The 17,447-nt window shown below is 32.9% G+C and carries 17 protein-coding genes; 5 read left to right on the forward strand and 12 right to left on the reverse strand.

The window, feature by feature from the left end:
• Positions 1-2 precede the first annotated feature (2 nt).
• From larB to era, 4 genes are read right to left on the reverse strand one after another with little or no spacing between them, the layout of a single operon-like run.
• Entirely contained in the window at positions 3-659 is a 657-nt protein-coding gene (gene larB / locus TX50_RS06855; protein WP_011132912.1) for a nickel pincer cofactor biosynthesis protein LarB, read from the reverse strand.
• The gene (locus TX50_RS06860) at positions 656-1,102 is read right to left on the reverse strand and encodes a TIGR03792 family protein (protein ID WP_011132913.1); all 447 of its coding nucleotides are present in this window, start codon (positions 1,100-1,102) and stop codon (positions 656-658) included. Before TX50_RS06860 ends, larB begins: the two co-directional genes overlap by 4 nt.
• Positions 1,099-2,322: a tRNA (guanosine(37)-N1)-methyltransferase TrmD gene (trmD, locus tag TX50_RS09360; RefSeq protein WP_011132914.1), complete on the reverse strand. Its 1,224-nt coding sequence runs from the start codon at positions 2,320-2,322 to the stop codon at positions 1,099-1,101. Before trmD ends, TX50_RS06860 begins: the two co-directional genes overlap by 4 nt.
• On the reverse strand, positions 2,323-3,234 hold the full coding sequence (gene era, locus TX50_RS06875; protein ID WP_011132915.1) for a GTPase Era: 912 nt from the start codon (positions 3,232-3,234) through the stop codon (positions 2,323-2,325).
• 39 nt (positions 3,235-3,273) lie between these two features.
• Here era and TX50_RS06880 point away from each other — a divergent pair, with 39 nt between their 5' ends.
• The gene (locus TX50_RS06880; RefSeq protein WP_011132916.1) at positions 3,274-3,801 is read left to right on the forward strand and encodes a hypothetical protein; all 528 of its coding nucleotides are present in this window, start codon (positions 3,274-3,276) and stop codon (positions 3,799-3,801) included.
• Between the two features lie 55 nt (positions 3,802-3,856).
• Here the strand turns inward: TX50_RS06880 and TX50_RS06885 are convergent, their stop codons facing one another.
• The 5 genes from TX50_RS06885 to TX50_RS06905 all read right to left on the reverse strand — a co-directional run bounded on the left by TX50_RS06885 (position 3,857) and on the right by TX50_RS06905 (position 9,713).
• Positions 3,857-4,594, reverse strand: coding sequence for a Bax inhibitor-1/YccA family protein (locus TX50_RS06885; RefSeq protein WP_011132917.1), 738 nt, complete (start codon positions 4,592-4,594; stop codon positions 3,857-3,859).
• Between the two features lie 74 nt (positions 4,595-4,668).
• Entirely contained in the window at positions 4,669-5,625 is a 957-nt protein-coding gene (locus TX50_RS06890) for a PhoH family protein (RefSeq protein ID WP_011132918.1), read from the reverse strand.
• Positions 5,626-5,659: 34 nt separating this feature from the next.
• Positions 5,660-6,004, reverse strand: a complete 345-nt coding sequence (gene rpsP / locus TX50_RS06895; protein WP_011132919.1) for a 30S ribosomal protein S16 — start codon at positions 6,002-6,004, stop codon at positions 5,660-5,662.
• A 54-nt stretch (positions 6,005-6,058) separates the two neighbouring features.
• Complete coding sequence (gene ffh / locus TX50_RS06900) at positions 6,059-7,555, reverse strand: signal recognition particle protein (RefSeq protein WP_011132920.1); 1,497 nt, start codon at positions 7,553-7,555, stop codon at positions 6,059-6,061.
• A 49-nt stretch (positions 7,556-7,604) separates the two neighbouring features.
• Positions 7,605-9,713 (reverse strand): IMS domain-containing protein, encoded by a 2,109-nt coding sequence (locus tag TX50_RS06905; protein ID WP_011132921.1) that lies wholly within the window; start codon positions 9,711-9,713, stop codon positions 7,605-7,607.
• Between the two features lie 149 nt (positions 9,714-9,862).
• On the opposite strand from TX50_RS06905, the gene pdhA reads away from it, so the two are divergent.
• Complete coding sequence (gene pdhA, locus TX50_RS06910; protein WP_011132922.1) at positions 9,863-10,900, forward strand: pyruvate dehydrogenase (acetyl-transferring) E1 component subunit alpha; 1,038 nt, start codon at positions 9,863-9,865, stop codon at positions 10,898-10,900.
• 1 nt (position 10,901) lies between these two features.
• On the opposite strand, the gene TX50_RS06915 is transcribed toward pdhA, so the two are convergent.
• Together TX50_RS06915 and TX50_RS06920 are read right to left on the reverse strand one after the other, a co-directional pair.
• On the reverse strand, positions 10,902-11,843 hold the full coding sequence (locus tag TX50_RS06915) for an RpoD/SigA family RNA polymerase sigma factor (protein ID WP_011132923.1): 942 nt from the start codon (positions 11,841-11,843) through the stop codon (positions 10,902-10,904).
• 140 nt (positions 11,844-11,983) lie between these two features.
• Entirely contained in the window at positions 11,984-13,549 is a 1,566-nt protein-coding gene (locus TX50_RS06920) for a bifunctional ADP-dependent NAD(P)H-hydrate dehydratase/NAD(P)H-hydrate epimerase (RefSeq protein ID WP_011132924.1), read from the reverse strand.
• 45 nt (positions 13,550-13,594) lie between these two features.
• Here TX50_RS06920 and mnmA point away from each other — a divergent pair, with 45 nt between their 5' ends.
• Complete coding sequence (gene mnmA / locus TX50_RS06925; protein WP_011132925.1) at positions 13,595-14,767, forward strand: tRNA 2-thiouridine(34) synthase MnmA; 1,173 nt, start codon at positions 13,595-13,597, stop codon at positions 14,765-14,767.
• On the opposite strand, the gene TX50_RS06930 is transcribed toward mnmA, so the two are convergent.
• Positions 14,741-16,231, reverse strand: coding sequence for an apolipoprotein N-acyltransferase (locus TX50_RS06930; RefSeq protein WP_011132926.1), 1,491 nt, complete (start codon positions 16,229-16,231; stop codon positions 14,741-14,743). The two genes, mnmA and TX50_RS06930, sit on opposite strands and share 27 nt — an antisense overlap.
• A gap of 88 nt (positions 16,232-16,319) precedes the next feature.
• Here TX50_RS06930 and TX50_RS06935 point away from each other — a divergent pair, with 88 nt between their 5' ends.
• A complete protein-coding gene (locus TX50_RS06935; RefSeq protein ID WP_011132927.1) occupies positions 16,320-16,892 on the forward strand; it encodes an FKBP-type peptidyl-prolyl cis-trans isomerase in 573 nt (190 codons plus the stop codon).
• Between the two features lie 74 nt (positions 16,893-16,966).
• Entirely contained in the window at positions 16,967-17,437 is a 471-nt protein-coding gene (gene sodN / locus TX50_RS06940) for a superoxide dismutase, Ni (protein WP_011132928.1), read from the forward strand.
• Positions 17,438-17,447 lie beyond the last annotated feature (10 nt).

Consider the following 17,447-nt stretch of genomic DNA (forward strand, 5'->3'; position numbering starts at 1 on the left):
CTTTAGCAAATCCTTTTTATAATTCTTAGCGCAGCCATTGCCGCTCCATAACCATTGTCTATATTCATAACCGAAATCCCAGGAGCACAACTTGATAACATACTATTTAGAGCAGTTTCTCCATTCTTACTAACTCCATACCCTATGGAAACCGGCACCGCAATTATAGGTTGAGATAATAATCCTCCAATAACAGTTGCGAGAGCTCCTTCCATTCCCGCACAAACTATAAGAACATCGTATTTATTAATTTCCTCTATTTCACTGAATAAACGATGAAGTCCTGCTACTCCTACATCTATAAAAGTTTGACAGCTAACTCCATAAATTTCTAGAGATAATTTAGCTTCAAGTGTTACTGCTAAATCACTAGAGCCTCCTGAGATTATTGCTACTTTTTTATTTGTCGAGAATTTATTTAAATTTTCACCAATTATAAAGCAATTTGCTTCTTCAATAAATCTCCCCTCCTTAAAGATTTCTAATAAATGTGCAGCTTTTTCTTTATCAATACGCGTAATAAAAACTACTTCTTTTTTTTCTAAGACTTCTTTAGACACTCTCTCCAATTGATCTATACTTTTATCTGCACCCCAAATCGCTTCAATAAGTCCAATTCTTCCTCTTCTCTGGAAGTCAAACCTAATATCTAAATTCATCCTTGTTTAACTAACTCTCCTTCATAAATTAATTCAAAAGGATTAACATTTGTATTCAAAGATGTTTTAACGTTTTCTTCGAATTTTTCTTGCACCTCATTTACTTCGTTCATTGATATACTTTTCCATAGTTTTTTATTTTCCCAGTTTACCAATATTAAAGCTTCTTCCTTTTCTTTATCCCAGAATATTTGTCTACCTAAAAAACCAGATTGAATAGATAACCAAGGCTCCCAAACTTCTTTTTCAGCCTGAAGCCATACTTTTTTAAACTCAGAAGGAATCTTAAGTCTTAATTCTTCTGTGACAGGTCCACTTTGATAAGTATCCATGGGAAGAGCATTAAGGGTTGGAGAATTGATTTGAAAAAGAAAAATGAATAGAAAAATAAATAAAAAAGAAAGGTTTTTTATTTTCTCTTTAACATTAAATTTTATTTTCATTCTTTTTTCTCAAGCAACACTACAGAGTGACAACTTATTCCTTCCTCTCTACCCTCAGGTCCCAATTTCTCATTTGTGGTAGCCTTTATTCCAATAAAACTACCATTAATTTGTAAGGTATTGGAAATATTATTCTTCATTAGTTGCACATGGGGTTTAATTTTTGGTCTTTCAGCCACGATAACGCTATCAATATTATTAACTTCCCAACCTTCCTTTCTAATTAATTCAATAACTTTAGATAATAAAAATAAACTATCAGCATTTTTCCATTTCTGATCAGATGGTGGGAAATATTTTCCAATATCTCCAAGAGATAGAGCTCCTAATAATGCATCCATTATTGAATGACTAAGAACGTCAGCATCACTATGACCATCAAGTCCTAAATTATCAGGATGCTGCATCTTAACTCCTCCAATTATTAAGTCCCGCCCCTCCACTAATCTATGAATATCATATCCATTACCTATTCGGAATTTCATTATTTCATTTGAGTCTCTGTTTATTCTCTTACTTTTTGGTAATTTTTTATAGTCATCATTCGAAATCAAATCATTTCTTCTATCCAAGGTCCTTTCTAACATTTTTTGCTTACGCCATAATTTAATCTCTTCATGATTACCACTAACCAGAATATCTGGTACCCTCATTTCTCTAAAAATTAAAGGTCTAGTGTAATGAGGATATTCTAATAAAGAAGAATTATGACTCTCATCTATTAAGGAGCCTGGATCTCCTAGGGTTCCTGGTAATAATCTTGTTAAGCCATTTATTATAGATATAGAAGGAATTTCGCCACCTGAAAGTACATAATCACCGATAGAAACCTCTTCATCAGCCAAGCATCTAACTCTTTCATCAAAACCTTCGTATTGCCCACAAATAATTATCAATTGATCCAAAGAAGACCATCTTAAAAGATCCTGCTGCTTCAAGACTTTACCTTGTGGAGTCATTAATAGAGTTTTACTATTCGGTAATTTATCTATTGAATCATGAGCCTTGTAGATCGGTTCTGGTTTTAAAACCATCCCTGAACCTCCCCCGTAAGGCTTATCATCTACTTGCCTATAATTACCTTCTCCGTATTCTCTTAAATCGTGCAAGTTAACATTAATCAGATTTTTCTCTAAAGCTCTTGTTATGACCCCTAAATTATTGATTAATTCAAAAGCTTTGGGAAACAACGTAATTACGTCAAAATTGAAACGAGTCATTTAATAATCCACCTCATAACCTAGCTCCATTAATTTTGATTCTTTTTTTCTCCAATTTGGAACAACTTTTACAAACAACTCCAAGTGAACTGGACCATTTATTAACTTCTTCATATTTGATCTTGCACTCTGACCGATAGTCTTTAACATCGAACCTTTTTTACCAATAAGAATTCCCTTTTGACTTGTTCTCTCAACAATAATTGTAGCCAAAATAGCCGTAAAATTTTTACCCTTATCTCTTTTAATTTCCTTAATTTTTTCTATGTTTACTGCAACACTATGGGGAACTTCCTCCCTTGTATTGATTAATACTTGCTCTCTAACTAAATCCGCTAATAAATTATCTAGAGGTTGATCGCATATTGTCTCTTCCTCGTAAAGCATTGGTCCTATTGGGAGGAAATTTAAAATTATATCAATCAATTCAGAGCACCCATCTCCTTCAGATGCACTTACAATTTGAAAATTTTTACTATTTCCAAAAACTTTTCTATATTGATCTAATCTTAGACTCTTGAATTCCTTATTCACTAAATCCCATTTATTCAATGCAACAATAAATTCAGTTTTATTGGCAACTAAAAAATCTTTTATGTATTCATCACCTCTCCCAGGTTCAACACTTGAATCTAGAACTAAAACAACCATATCTACTCCATTTATTGCTGATTTTGCATTTTTCACAAGTATTTCGCCTAGAAGATGATGAGGTTTATGTACTCCAGGCGTATCTACAAAAATTATTTGCCCAAATTTTGTAGTAAGTATTCCTTTTAATTTATTTCTAGTAGTCTGAGCAACAGGAGATGTAATTGTTATTTTCTCTCCAATTAACTTATTTATTAAAGTAGATTTCCCTACATTTGGCCTTCCTAGTAAAGTTACGAAACCAGATTTATAATTAGTCAAAACTCTTTTAAAATATCCATAATAAAATTCTGATCAAAAATGATAAAAAAAGCTATAAACTTAAAAGAAACTTCTTTTACTCAGGCAATAAATATATCTGCTCAATGGTGTAATGAATGGGGAGAAGATCTTTTAAGTGAGGAAGTTTTGGCGGATAGAGTTGCAGAGCTAATTAAAACAAAAAACGGTTTAAGAGGTTTTTTTGCTTATGCATTGTCAGATCAAAATTGTTATTTATTAGATAAGCTTCCGTTCTCATTTGTTTTCAAACTTCAAGAAGCTGGAAATGATGTAGTCGAAATAGTAGTTAAAAATCTAATTATGAGCTCTGCCCAAATAATTGTTCATGAAAGTGATAATAATCTTGAATATAAATCTAATTCGGAAAATATATCAGAGAGATGTAAAAGCATTTTGCGAGTTTTAGAAACTAAGTCTGTTACTAAAAATATTAATCAAATAATGAATAATTTAGACAATCTTGGAAATAGCTTCGATAATTCAAAAAAATATAATGAAAAGCAAAAGCAATTTATAAAGCATCAAATTCTTGATATTGCAAAGTAAAAAAGCGTAGATAGTTCTACGCTTTTAGATATAAAAATTAAGTTAAAATTATTTTTTAATTTCTTCTTCCACCACCTTGAAGTGCAATCATCAATCTTAAAATAAATACAAATAGATTTATGTAGGTTAAATACATACCTAATGCTCCGGCTAGATATTGATCGTCACTATATCTTCTTGGCATTGTGTAAAAATCTAAAAAAGACATCGCAACGAATAAAACTGTTCCAAATCCTGCAATCATCAATTCAAGACCTGAACCTCCAAAAACACCTGGAGCAAAGAATCCTCCAATTAATTGAACAAACATTGCTATCAACAAACCAATCAAGCCAAGTCCAACAACTCCGCTAAGAGCTTGTCCCACGCTATCGCTCATCCTTTGTCCTGTGTAAGAAGCTATTACAAAAGTGATCCCCGTTGCCAATGCTGCTGTGCCAACAGATCCGATTCCAATTGTCCCAATGGCCAAAGCAACTATGCCACTTAACGTAAATCCTGTTAACAAACTGAATCCAGTTAACAAAGGTAATGCTTTTGCATTATTAGCATTGTTGGCTGCACTTGTTGCAATGAAGAATAAAACCAATTCAGCTATTAAAGCAACAATAGAAAGAGGTTGAAATAGTGAAGGATTTGTTGCTATCAGTGAGACACCTGCCAATACACCTAAAGAAGTTAAAACCATTCCACCACCTACATAGGGAAGAGCTTTCTGTACTACATTTGGTCCAACGATTGAGCTAGTTTGAGCATCGCGAATAGCTTGATTAAAATTACTGCTTGCTGGCATTTTTATACCTTTTTATTTAATTATATTCTATCTAACTTTTTATATTTCAGTGTACGGATCACCCGAGTAATAGTTTATTCATAGGCCTTAATAATTTTCTGGACTAATGGATGGCGAACTACATCATCAATAGTTAAATAACAAAACTTTATTCCTTCGATATTAGAGAAAATTTTTGATGCTTCAACTAAACCACTTAACTGATCATTTTTTAGATCAATTTGAGTGATATCACCATTTATAACCATCTTTGATCTTTCCCCTAACCTAGTTAAAAACATTCTCATTTGAGAAGTGGTAGTATTTTGAGCTTCATCTAAAATAATCAAAGAATTATCTAAGGTTCTACCTCTCATAAATGCTAATGGTGCGACTTCAATAATGCCTTTATCAATTAATGAATTTGTTTTATCATATCCAAAAATACTATGTAGAGAATCAAATAAAGGGCGTAAGTATGGATCAACTTTTTGCTGTAAATCTCCAGGCAAAAAACCTAAATTCTCACCAGCCTCTACGGCTGGTCTTGTTAAAACAATTTTTTCAATTTTTTTCTCATTTAATAATCTGGCGGCACAAACAGTTGCTAAAAATGTTTTACCTGTTCCTGCTGGACCAATAGCAAAAGTTAAATCAAAGTTCTCTATAGATTCAACGTATTCTTTTTGACTTATAGTTCTAGGCCTTAAATATCTACCCTCTTTTGAACGAGCTAGAATCTTTTTTCCAAGTTCAGCATGAGAAGAAGATTCTCCCATATTTAAAGAACTCAGAGCAGCCTTAAGATCCACTTCTGGGACTTCTAATCCTTGTTCCCAAATTGGTCTTGTTAGCTCTACCAATGCAGACGCCCTCTCAAGTTTAGGTATTACTCCATTCAATTCAAGTTGTAAACCTCTAATAGTTAAGGAGACACCAGTAAGAGATTCAAATTTTTTTAAAAAAGAATTTCCAGGACCAGATAATGCAGTAGCAGCATCTGAACTTGGCAAATCTATAGTGAAGTGACCAGTTTTGGAAACTTCTTTCATCTAATTAATAAATAATAATAAGTTTGACAATTTTTTAGCTTTCAGCTTCTTTACTATCACTTTCAGCCTCTTTACTCTTGGCTTTTGCAATCTTTTCTTTTTCTAATTTAGCCTTACCAATAGCTATGGAAGGTCTAACTTTCTTTTCTAGTAATCCACCTTTTTCTAATAAAGTTCTTACAACATCGGTAGGTTGTGCTCCCTGAGTAAGCCTGATTCTTAATGCTTCTGTATCAAGCCTAGTTTCTTTAGTTCTTGGATTGTAAAAACCTAACTCTTGAAGAGGTCTTCCATCTCTTCTAGAAGTACTATTGCATGCAACGATCCTAAAACTTGCTTCTTTTTTCTTTCCAAAGCGCTTAAGGCGCAATTTAATCATTTTAAATTAGTACAGATTATTTAATAATATCATTTGAAGGTAGCTATTAATAAACTATAAATCCCCAAAGCCTTTTTTCTTTTTATTAGATTTTTGTTTTTTAAACGATTTATTACTATTTCCTCCTCCCATTCCTGGCATCCCTCCCATTCCTGGCATCCCACCCATTCCTGGCATTCCACCCATTCCTGGCATCCCACCCATTCCTGGCATCCCACCCATTCCTGGCATCCCACCCATTCCTGGCATTCCACCATTTGACATTTGTTTCATAAAACCTCTCATTCTTTGAAAATCAGCAAGTACTTTATCAACATCTTTTGCTTGATATCCACTGCCTTGTGCAATCCTTTGTCTTCTTGATGGTTGAGCCGCAAGGACTTCTGGCTTTTGCTTTTCTTCTAAAGTCATAGAGGAGATCATTGATTCAATTTTTTTTAATTGTTCTTCCCCATTTTTTATCATTCCATCATCTATTTTATTCATCCCTGGTATTAATTTAATTAAGCCTCCAAGTGATCCCATTCTCTTCATTAATCTCATTTGCTTAACAAAATCATTAAAATCAAAAGTTGCCTCTTGAAGTTTCTTTTGCATTACTTCCGCATCAGCAAGCTCAACTTCTTTTTGTGCCTTTTCAACAAGTGTTAAGACGTCTCCCATGCCAAGAATTCTGCTTGCCATTCTTTCTGGATGGAATGGCTGTAATGCTTCTATCTTTTCACCAGTACCTATAAATTTGATTGGTTTTCCACTTATTTTTCTTATTGAAAGAGCAGCTCCACCTCTTGAATCCCCATCCAACTTTGTTAATATTGCCCCTGTTATACCAACTTTTTCATGAAATGACTTCGTCAAATCAGCTGCTTCTTGACCAATCATAGAATCTACAACCAGTAAAACTTCATCAGGCTTTGTAACCTGTTTTATTCGAACCATTTCGCCCATCATTGATTCATCTATTTGCAATCTTCCAGCAGTATCAACAATTAAGGTATCTATATTATTTGCGTTGGCATAACTTAAAGCATCCCTTGCTATTTCTTCAGGCTTACTATTTTTTTCTTTCGCTGAGAAAACTTCAAGATCATATTGATTACCAATTGTCTTAAGTTGTTCAACAGCTGCAGGCCTATAAATATCAGCTGCAACTAATAAAACCTTTTCTTCTTTCTCCTTCAAATAAAGGCCTAACTTACCTGTTGCTGTTGTTTTCCCAGCACCTTGTAAACCTGCCATCAAAATAACAGTCGGTGTCGTTTCTTTTTTATTTAATGGAGAATTTTCATTTCCCATAATATTTATTAATTCTTTGTTAACTACTTCTATAAATTTCTGTCCGGGATTAACACCTCTTACGACTTCTTCTCCAATAGCTTTATCTTTTACATCTGAAACAAATTCTTTAACCACCGATAAACTAACATCAGCATCTAATAATGCTTTTTTGACTTGCTTTAAAGCATCATCAATATTATTTTCGCTAATTTTTGCTTCACCTCTTAAACCCTTTACGGCGTCTTCAAAGCGTGAAGAAAGTTCATCAAACATTATTTATTATTATTTCTTTAAGTATTATAAATGATACTAAAACTCAATCCTAAACACCACTAATGTAGTCAACTAATTTCCAGGAGTTATTTGAGAAACCTAAAATATATTTAACTTTCAAAAAAGGAGTGAAAGTTGTTTCATTTATCAATTCCCCATCTATTTTTAATATTTTTTCTGAATACTTTAAGTCAACTGATACTGATATTCTTGATGCCGTTTGAGTTAAAAGTACAATATTTTCGATATTAGCATTGATATTTTTGTAGATACCTTTTTGAATATCAAGTTCTCTTTCCTTCTTTAATCTATCAATCAAATCATCTTGAACTATCTTTGATAAATTAATTTCACCTTTTCCTGCTAGAAATTTACTTTTGTTAACAAGCCATGTATTAATTAAATTTTCTATTTTTTCTAAGGAGGGAGAAGCAGTTTTTATTTCTTCACCTGAAAAAATAACTTTTTCTGCATTATCTGAGAGAATAATTTTTGAGTTATCGAGAACTTTCTTTTTATCATCTTGATTTAAACCTTCATAAAAGACATTCTTATTTTCATTTATCGATAACGAGTTATCAATTATTTCTTTTTCCTGCACGGGTTTTTTGAGATTATTTCTTACAAATCCAACACCTAGGCCAAAAGCAAATAAAATCAAAAAAGCATACAGATATGTTAGGTAGGAAGATTTATTAAATATTCTGTAGTTCTCTAAGGCTTCTCCAAATACAAATTTTAATTCAGCAATTTTTTCTATTGCGTACTTATAAAATTCTATTGATTTGTTTTTAATAATCTCATCTGTATAAATATTTTCTTCAATAACTTCTTGACCATCTTCTCTTACTCCTCCAGGCAAAGGTAATCGGCCTTCTTCAAAATTATCCGAATTTAAATCAGGGCCCGTACTTGAATCTTTTAAAGATTCTTGGGCTTGAAAAATAGGTTTATTTTGAGGCCCAGACTTAAACACAGTTCTATTTGACTTCTTTTCTATTTGCTCAATAAATTCTTGGATTTCTCTATCTTCAAACCAAGAGTCTAAATCGATTTCTTTTAAATCAATATCCCTATAACCAACCAAAACATCATTTTCTAACCAATTTTTACAAAAAATACATATTGCTTCTAATTTTTCTCCAGGATAATTATTCAACCAATCTCTTAACTTCTCATCGGAACTACTTAAAAACCTTGCTGAGGATTGCTCAACATCTGCTAAAAGCAAATCAAGGCAACCTATTAATGGCATTGAGTCAAGTCCTGATAAATTTAGTTTTTTTAATATTTTTCGAGCTTCGAATAATTTTGCAGGTTTTCTTCTTGCAAAACCAATTGCTGTTAAAGATAAAAAAGCTAAAAATCCTGCTTCACTTGAACCCCTTTTTTGTAATTCTAAAAATAAATCTATCTGATCCTGAACAGTCAAGAATGGCTTTATTTGTTGAAAGAAAGATTCAAATTCTTGCTGATTTAGAAAATCATTATATTCAGATTTATTTTTTCCTTCTAATCCACCTCTTTTGATTATTAAATTTTCCAGCATACTTAAACCTTTTTTATGCGAGTCATAATCATTTAGATCTCTACTTAACAAATCAAGAATTCGATACGGAAGAAGCGACACTAAGTCCTCCTCAAGAGTTTTCCGTAATTCCCCTAGTTTGCCCATTCTTTGAAGAAGCTGTATGCCTTCTTGTAAAAAATCTGCAGCATTTGAGTAAGATCTTTGATCTTGCTCTTGTATTGCAGCATCTCTAGATGTTAAAGCCGCTAACAAGGTAAGATCAGCTTCTCTACTGCTACCCAATGCAGGAGTTTGGGGGGGTTGCAATGCTTTTCTTGTTATTTTAAAGGCTTCTTTAGAAGAGCCCGATTCCCAAAGGAGAATTAATCCTGCAACCTCTCTATTGGAAGATAAATCTAAACCTGATGCTCCATTTAGTAATAAATTTTCGTAATCTCTTCTACTATCTGGATCTGTAAGCAAATCTGCAGTAAGGCGAAGCAATTCCGACCTTTGAGTTAAAACCTCGTACGTGAATCCTTCATCAGGAGTTTTATCCAAGCGTAATTGGAAAGCCCTTAATATTTCCTCAGATGTTGCTGAGGGGCTTACGCCTATTAAACGAAAGTGATCTAATGGAAGTTCCAAACAAATATCCTATTGAAAATCCTTTAGATGAATTTTATCAATTTATATTTTTTTTTCATAATGTCTTGGAGAGTTATTAAAAAAAAACATGAAAATCGTCCATTGAGGCTTAGAATGTTAACAAACCAAAACTTCATTAAGGTATTTTCTTGGAAACACACGTAGAGAGAATTTCAAATCTTCAGGACTTTAAAAAAGCGAAGTTAGATCGTGAAACCGGATTATTTCTCTATGAAGACATGACGCTTGGTAGAAGATTTGAAGATAAATGTGCTGAGATGTACTACAGAGGTAAGATGTTTGGTTTTGTACACCTTTATAACGGCCAAGAAGCAATCAGTACTGGAGTGATTGGAGCAATGAAAAGGAAGCATGACTGGTTTTGTAGTACTTATCGCGATCATGTTCATGCGCTTAGTGCAGGTGTTCCATCTTTTGAAGTAATGAGTGAATTATTCGGTAAAGCAACAGGATGCAGTAAAGGCAGAGGTGGTTCTATGCATTTGTTCTCAAAGGAACATCATTTATTAGGAGGATATGCTTTTATTGGAGAAGGTATTCCAGTTGCTTTGGGATCAGCTTTTTCAAGTAAATACAAAAAAGAAGTTGTAGGTGACAATCAAAGTGACTCTGTAACAGCTGCTTTCTTTGGAGATGGTACTTGTAATAATGGACAATTCTTTGAATGTTTGAATATGGCTCAATTATGGAAATTACCAATTATTTTTGTAGTTGAAAATAATAAATGGGCTATTGGCATGGCTCATGACAGAGCCACAAGCAACCCAGAAATATGGAGAAAAGCATCAGCTTTCGGTATGCATGGTGAAGAAGTTGATGGGATGGATGTATTAGCTGTGAGGGGAGCTGCTCAAAGAGCTGTTGAAAGAGCAAGAGCTGGAGAGGGTCCAACATTACTGGAATGTTTAACTTACAGATTCAGAGGTCATTCTTTAGCCGACCCAGATGAATTAAGAGCTGAGGAAGAGAAGGAATTCTGGGCCAAAAGGGACCCTATTAAGAAATTAGCTAATCAGATCATAGAAGGAAATTTTGCTCAAGAGGAGGAATTAAAGAGTATAGAGAAAAAAATAGATTTAGAAATCTCTGAATCTGTTAAAAATGCTCTAGATGCTCCAGAACCGCCTTCTAACGAATTAACTAAATATATTTGGGCTGAAGATTAAATTAAATCCCACTAGGTAATTTTCTAGTTAAGTTTCTTAATTTTCTAAGAGCCTTAAGTTCCACTTGTCTTACTCTTTCTCTAGAGACTTCTAATAACCTACCTATTTCTGCTAATGTATGTCTCTCATTTCCATCTAACCCAAATCTTAACTTGAGAACATGTTGTTCTTGTTCGCTTAAGTGACTTAACCACTTTCCTAACTGCTCTTGATGCATCTTTTGCTCAACTTGGTCCAGGGGTTCTTCATTATTACTGTCTGCAATAAGGTCACCCAAGAAACTCCTACCATCATCTCCATTTACAGGTGCGTCCAAACTACTTGTAGATAGAGCTTGTCTCAATACAGAATCCAGTTCTTCTACATCTATTTCCATTGCTTCCGCAATTTCAATTCTACTTGGCATTGCTCCAAGTTTATGAGCTAATTCCCTACTTATTTTTCTTATAGTGGCAAGCCTCTCACTTAAATGAACTGGTAAACGAATAGTTCTGGATTGGCAGGCAATAGCTCTGGTCATACTTTGACGAATCCACCAAAAGGCATAAGTAGAAAACTTATATCCTCTTGTAGGGTCAAACTTTTCGACTGCTCTCTCTAAACCTAAAGAACCCTCTTGAACAAGATCTAAAAGTTCTAGTCCTTTACCTTGATATTTTTTCGCAACACTAACTACTAACCTTAAATTAGCTTTCATCATTCTCTCTTTTGCTCTTCTTCCAATCTTTATAGTTCTTTTATCTTGAGGAGTAAATTCTTTTGTTTTTTCATTTAGTTGACCGTCTTCGGTTAGAACCATCATTTTTTGAACTTGGTTACCCAATTCAATTTCTTCAGCAGGTGTTAATAAAGGGACGCGACCTATATTTGAAAGATACCAACTTATAGGGTCATTACCTCTTCTTTTTTGGGGTTCAGTTGATGTTGTTGCTGATGCAGCCATTTTTTACCTAGATTGAGGTATTAAAACTTTCCTACACTTTTATTGAAATACGCGATTACTTAATACCTGCTTCAGATTTCAGGTGCAAATTGTGTAGTTATGTGTTAGAAACTATAAAAAACTCTTTATAATTGTTTCTTTCATGACATTAGCCTCGTTTTTGTTTTTCTCATTAACTTTGATAATTGGGCTCCTATTAAAGAAGCATTTGATCCTTTTTTACACTTTGATGCAGCAAAAGAGTGTAAAAAAACGTATTTTGCTAAAGATTCAGTCTTTGTGTAATCTCTAGAAGACAACTCTATTGATGAACATCCACCAATAAATCCAGATAAAAGATCTCCTAAACCCGCTCTCGAAGTTTCAGCATCAGTTCCAAAAAGTTGCCATGCATTTTCGTTATTGGCAATAACACTATTTGCTCCCTTTAATAAAATACTTATATCAAATGCTTTTGCAGCTTTTTTAGCTAATTCAACTTTGTTAGTACAGTCAATCTCAGGGAATAACCTCATAAATTCTTTATTATGGGGAGTAATCCAAGTCTTAGATTTTCTTTCTAAGAAAAATTTAGGTCCCAAATTTGATTTAGAAATTCTATTAAGTGCATCCGCATCAAGAATCAATAAACCTTTTAAATCTAATAAGTACTGTGTTGATTTTTCCCAATCTTCCTCATTCAAGCCAATTCCTGGACCAATAACTATTGAATCATAAGCAGAAAAATCAACATTCTTTAAGGCATTGAATAAAATTGAATTTCCATTTTTGTCGCTACTGAGACTTCCTGTAACTACTACTTCTGGTTCAACTTGCCAAATAGAATTTGAAACTAAATTAGGGATAATTGCTGATACAAATCCTGCCCCACTTGAAATAGCACCTTTTATTGCTAGATATGCTGCCCCAGGATATTTTTCACTTCCCGCAATTACTAATGTTCTGCCTCTTTTATATTTACTTGAATTTTTTGGCAGTAAAGGAAGCTTAATTGTTCTTAAATCTTGATAAGAAATTTTTAAAATCTTACTTTCTAATTTACATAATTGACTTCTACATATACCTATATCGATATGATGTAATTCGCCAACGTAAGGTAGTGCAGTATCTTGTAATAATCCAATCTTATTAAGACCGACAACTAAATTAAAATCAGCTTTTACAGCATTTTTCAAGAAGGGTTTCCCAGAATTAGGACATAAACCCGTTGGAACATCTATGCTTACAACCTTACCAGACCTTTTTTCAAATTTTTTATTAAATAATTCAATTAATTCCTCATCAACTTTTCTTTTTTGATTATTCCCAAAAATAGCATCAATCCATAAGTCTTTCCCTTCAGGATTGGGAGAATCTCCTAATATTTCTACTCCAAGAGATGTAAGATAATTTACATAATTAATCGTTATTGTTTTTTTTAAAGGAAATGGGCACCATAATTTAACTAGGTATCCCTTTAAAAAAAGCTCTTTAGCGATTACTGCCCCATCCCCACCATTATGGCCAGGACCTAAAAAAACGATTACTCCCTTCTTTAAAAGAGATTTTCTTTTCAAAAGCCATTTAGATAGTTGAATTCCAACCTTTTCCATCAAAGCCTCTTGAGGCATTCCTTGAGAAAAAATTTCATTCTCTAAATCCAACATTTGCTTTGAATAAACAACTAGATGTTTAGAGTCAATTGTTGGCCATCCAATTTCTTTCATAATTAGTTCAAAGCAATTAAAAACTGTTCAAAATTTTAAATTTCCATGTTAAAGACTTTAAAGGATAAAAAATTAGAGAACTGTTCTTCTATAAATAATAAATCTAAAAAACAACAAAAAATAATTGTTGGTCTTTCAGGTGGAGTAGATAGTTCACTATCTGCAGCTCTTCTTATAGAAGATGGTTGGAAAGTTGAAGGCCTAACTCTTTGGTTAATGAAAGGAGAGGGCTCATGCTGTTCCGAAGGATTAGTTGACGCTGCAGGTCTATGTGAAGATTTAGGAATTAATCATAATATATTGGATTCAAGAGTAATTTTTGAAAGGGAAGTAGTTAAAAAGACTACTGAGGGATATGAATCCGGTTTCACTCCACTTCCATGCTCGATGTGTAATAAAAATGTAAAATTTGAAGAAATGCTCAATTTTGTTATTAAACAAAAAGAGTTTACTTATATTGCTACTGGTCACTACGCGAGAGTTCAAAAAGTTTCTTGCGAGAACATCAAAAACTATGAAAATTTCCAATTCAAGGATTTCTTACTCCTAAGGGGGGCTGATAGAAATAAAGATCAGAGTTATTTTCTTTACAGTCTTTCCCAAGAGGTATTAAGCAGATTAATACTTCCCCTCGGAAATCTTAAAAAAGAAGAGACAAGAAAAGAGGCCTTAAGATTAGGACTTAGAACTGCAAAAAAACCAGAGAGTCAAGATCTATGTTTAGTTGAACATTATGGATCTATGCAAAAATTTATTGATAATCATATTGAACCTAAAGAGGGGGAAATTAAGCATATTAATGGAGAAATTCTTGGCACTCATAATGGTATTCAACATTTCACAATTGGGCAAAGAAAAGGTTTGGGTATTGCTTGGCCAGAGCCTTTATATGTAGAAAGTTTAGATAAACAAAAAAATATAGTTTATGTCGCAAATAAAAAAGATCTTTTTAAAAGAGAAGCCATAATAAAAGAAATTAACTGGGTTTCAATTGAAGCACCTTTAAAAGAAATAGAAGTAGAAGCGCAAATAAGATATCGGAGTGAACCCGTAAAAGGAATTTTAGTTCCTGTAAAAAATGAAGACAACTTAACCAAAAAGTTTAAATTAATTTTCGAAGATAACCAAAGCTCTATCACTCCTGGGCAAGCAGCAGTTTTTTATAAAGATGAAATTCTATTAGGAGGCGGATTAATTTGTGAATTTTCCAAAATATAAATTTAATCCTATTAAAAACAAACATAATAAGAACAAGGGGCGTTCCCCATATGTTGTATAGAAAGTTTTTTCAATAGAAAAATTAGGATTTACAACATCATTTTGCTCAGTATTAGGATCAAAGAGTTTAATTATTTTTCCTTCTTCACTTATTAATCCTGAAGGACCAGTATTTGAAATAATTATATTATCTTTTTTATTTTCTATACTTCTTACTCTGGCCAAAGATAGAAATTGATAATGAAGCTTCCTTGGATAGGGATCTAAGTTAGCTGCTGAAATTATTAGTTCTGCCCCACTTTTTACAGCATTTCTTATTTTAAATCCATCAGTAATTTCATAACAAATTGCTATTGCAAGTGGCTGAGTAAATTTCCATTTAAAAAACCTTGAATCTGATCCTGGCTGAATACCTCCTACTGCCGATAGTCCTCTTGAGAATATATTTAAGAATCCTGGAATTTTCTCCCCCAAGGGTACCAGTCTATGTTTATCAATGAAAGATGAATAAGTTTTATCCCCAATTTGATATCCAAGCAAAGAACTTCTTAGGCCATTTTTAGAGTTTCTAAAACCTCCTGCCAACATCCTTATTTTGCTTTTGAAATTTAAATTGAAATTATTATTTAAAGTCCCCTCGGGTGTAATAAGTAGTTTTGCATCATTTGATAGAGCAATTTTTTGAGCAGAAATCAACTTATCATTTATAAATTGATTTTTAAAATTCGTTTTTTCTCTTGTGGGCATATTAGTTTGCCATAGAGCTACTGGATAGTCATTATTTCTTTCAATTGGGTTCGTTAAACCTCCAAGGAAATGTAAAATGACGAGAATCAAAAGCCCAAATAAGAATGTTTTTTTAAAATGATATTTTCTTTTCCATTTCTCATAAATTAGGTATATCCAAAAACCTATAGTTAACTGCACTACACATAAACCACTCGCACCAATCCATCTTGCTAAACCTGCAAGATACAAATCTCCGGGAACTATTCCTTCCCCCAAACCAATCCAAAAAAGAGGCGTTTGGGAAAGAATGAATTCACCTATACCCCAGGCAAAAGATAACAATAAAACTTTTATAGTTAATCTTAAAGAGTTCATATTAGAAATTTCTTTTTTTTGGAGAATTTTTTTAACTAAAAGACCCCATAAATAAACCAATATTCCTCCTATTATTGAGCAACCAAACAAGATTGAAATAGAAATAATTAAACTTGATATCCACGAAAAACCTAACCAGGTCAATGGGTGAAGTTCATAAAGCCAAGAATGACTTACTAAAATAAAGAAAAACCCCCAAAGAAAGTTTGCTAATTTTTTATCACTTCTACTCCATAAAATAAATAAGGATAATGGCATAAAAAGCAGCCAAAAATGCGTAGATGTGGCAATTCCTCCAAAAATGCCACCTAAGCATGGAACAAAATACTTATTAAACTTTTTATTTTGAGTATTAATCAATAATATAAAATTTCTAAATTAATTCTTTTTAAAAGATATATTATTGTACCTTCTTCTGTAGAATTGAAATAGTGACTTTTAAAATTAAGTGAAAGAAGTTTTAATTAGTTTTACGATTTTTGTATTTTGCCTTTCATTAACTCTGTTTAGTCAATTTAACTCCCCTCAAGTTGTTAATGCAGCTGAATCAAAAACTGAATTCGTAAATAAAACACCTATTGCAAAATCATCTAATGTTTCAAATACCAATATATTTGAATTAGATCCATCAGATCCAAACCCAATACTTTTCGCTATGGCAGAAGAAACACAAGAAGAAAGCAATTCTAGAACTACAGATAGTGGTTTAATTATTGTAGATATAATTAATGGAGAAGGAGATGAAGCAAATTCTGGGCAAACAGTTTCTGTAAACTATACAGGAACACTAGAAGACGGAACCCAATTTGATACCAGTATTGGCAGAGGGCCATTCAGTTTCCCATTAGGTGCAGGGAGAGTAATCAAGGGTTGGGATGAAGGAGTAGCCGGAATGAAAGTTGGTGGAAAAAGAAAATTAACAATTCCTCCTGAGCTAGGATACGGATCAAGAGGAGCAGGAAATGTAATTCCTGCAAATGCAACTTTAATTTTTGAAGTTGAATTATTGAAAGTCAATTAAAGTAAGAAATAACAACTAAAACTTTTCAATTTAGTTAATCTACAAGTAAGATATATTCAAATATAAAAAAACGAATGTTAACTAAATTAGTCAATTCTCTTTTAAATAAAAAATCTACATTGGAAGTTCATGCTCACTGTGATGGTCCTTGTGGTGTTTACGACCCTGCCTCTACAAGAGTCGCTGCTGAAGCAGTATTAGCAATGACAAAGAAGCTAATTGCGCTTAATCCTCCTTCAAGTACAGACTCAGCAGATTGGGCTGCTTACAGTAATACGTTTTCTAGATTTGTAGCAGTTAAAGAAGAACAGGCTAAAGAAACTAAGAAAGAAATTCTAATCTTATGGACAGATTACTTTAAACCCGTTCACTTAGAAACTTATCCAGATTTACATGAAACAATCTGGAAAGCAGCGAAATTATGTAGTGCTTGTAAAGTGAATATTGATCTTGCTCAAGCCGAAGAATTAATGAGTTATGTAGAAAAGATACATAACATCTTCTGGGAATCAAAAGGCAGAAGTGATGCTTTTGTAAAAAGCTAGCTAGTTCAAT

The organism is Prochlorococcus marinus subsp. pastoris str. CCMP1986, from assembly GCF_000011465.1.
Classification (GTDB): Bacteria; Cyanobacteriota; Cyanobacteriia; order PCC-6307; family Cyanobiaceae; genus Prochlorococcus_A; species Prochlorococcus_A pastoris.

Coding starts and splice junctions, on each gene's coding strand:
- larB (WP_011132912.1), bottom strand. CDS start 659: ATGAATTTAGATATTAGGTTTGACTTCCAGAGAAGAGGAAGAATTGGA.
- TX50_RS06920 (WP_011132924.1), bottom strand. CDS start 13,549: ATGAAAGAAATTGGATGGCCAACAATTGACTCTAAACATCTAGTTGTT.
- TX50_RS06860 (WP_011132913.1), bottom strand. CDS start 1,102: ATGAAAATAAAATTTAATGTTAAAGAGAAAATAAAAAACCTTTCTTTT.
- mnmA (WP_011132925.1), top strand. CDS start 13,595: ATGTTAAAGACTTTAAAGGATAAAAAATTAGAGAACTGTTCTTCTATA.
- trmD (WP_011132914.1), bottom strand. CDS start 2,322: ATGACTCGTTTCAATTTTGACGTAATTACGTTGTTTCCCAAAGCTTTT.
- ffh (WP_011132920.1), bottom strand. CDS start 7,555: ATGTTTGATGAACTTTCTTCACGCTTTGAAGACGCCGTAAAGGGTTTA.
- rpsP (WP_011132919.1), bottom strand. CDS start 6,004: ATGATTAAATTGCGCCTTAAGCGCTTTGGAAAGAAAAAAGAAGCAAGT.
- TX50_RS06915 (WP_011132923.1), bottom strand. CDS start 11,843: ATGGCTGCATCAGCAACAACATCAACTGAACCCCAAAAAAGAAGAGGT.
- TX50_RS06880 (WP_011132916.1), top strand. CDS start 3,274: ATGATAAAAAAAGCTATAAACTTAAAAGAAACTTCTTTTACTCAGGCA.
- sodN (WP_011132928.1), top strand. CDS start 16,967: ATGTTAACTAAATTAGTCAATTCTCTTTTAAATAAAAAATCTACATTG.
- TX50_RS06885 (WP_011132917.1), bottom strand. CDS start 4,594: ATGCCAGCAAGCAGTAATTTTAATCAAGCTATTCGCGATGCTCAAACT.
- TX50_RS06890 (WP_011132918.1), bottom strand. CDS start 5,625: ATGAAAGAAGTTTCCAAAACTGGTCACTTCACTATAGATTTGCCAAGT.